At 39.4% G+C, this 993-nt stretch carries 1 pseudogene; it reads right to left on the bottom strand.

Annotated features, from left to right (window positions below):
• A pseudogene (locus CWB80_RS22775) lies at nt 1–541 on the bottom strand (hypothetical protein); the annotation flags it as partial.
• Nucleotides 542–993 lie beyond the last annotated feature (452 nt).

Raw genomic sequence — 993 nt, 5'->3', positions numbered from 1 at the left:
CTGTGATAGGCAACAAGCGAGAAGGGGTAGAATTAAATAAGTACGGGGTGATTTTATGATTGTTATTTTGACCTAACAAGCTGATCTTTTCGCTGTTAAGTGTTGCTATCATTTGCTTATTCAGGGGAATAGAAAACTGCTGGGTTACTTTCTTACTACCACGTTGAGCGTGTAAGTTAACGCGTAACTGTGCTTGCTCGAGCGTTAAGTTTATTGCAAGTTTCTTATCTGCAATTAATGCATCTTTTATCTCAGGTGTCAGGGCTATTTGCTTTGTTTTAAAGTTATCGTAGTTTTGTACATTTATAATTAAGTGGCTGCTATCTTCAACAAGCAGCATCAGCAATTGATCATCACTTGCCTGCTCTTCACCAACAAAAGTACGGCGATATTTTTGGTTTTTTTGGTTACGCTTTCCTTGTAGTGCTATGCCAGTTTTTCCTCGATGTAATTGAGCAGCTTCGAACTCGATTAGCGCGGCCACTTGGTTTTTATTTGCTACATCAATGAGTGAACTCGGCTTTGGCGCTGGAAAGTCCATGACTGGGTGGTTGGCAGCTGAGGGGGGATTAATATCTAATCGTGATAACGCCGTTGATTGAGTGTTACGTAGCCAGTAAGCATTACCGTCTTGCTCCCAAGGCCCTGATACAATATGGAAACTAGGCTGGATATTTTCTACAAAATCAGCAAAACCTTGTTCTATTTCCGACCAATTTTTAAAAGTACTTTTAAGCAGTGAGTTAGCTGTTGAAAGTGTGGCTTCGCTGTGTGGGTTCGCTAATCTGAGCTCTTCAATAAAGTGAGCAAAGTACTGTGCCCGTTCAGGAGAGCTTAAAAGATAATGAATAATAAAAAAATTAAGTCCACGTTTTAGTGCTGGATCGTCATTTATTTCTTCAATTGTAGGTTTATTTTCGCTGTAATATTGTTTTTAAACGGTTTCATTTTAATTCATTGGGGAGCGATCAAATACCATTACGGTGAGGTGTT

The sequence above is a fragment of the Pseudoalteromonas sp. S1650 genome, assembly GCF_005887195.1.
GTDB lineage: Bacteria > Pseudomonadota > Gammaproteobacteria > Enterobacterales > Alteromonadaceae > Pseudoalteromonas > Pseudoalteromonas simplex.
Note: the sequence above shows the minus strand (reverse complement) of the source record. Positions and strands in the feature narration are given on the sequence as shown.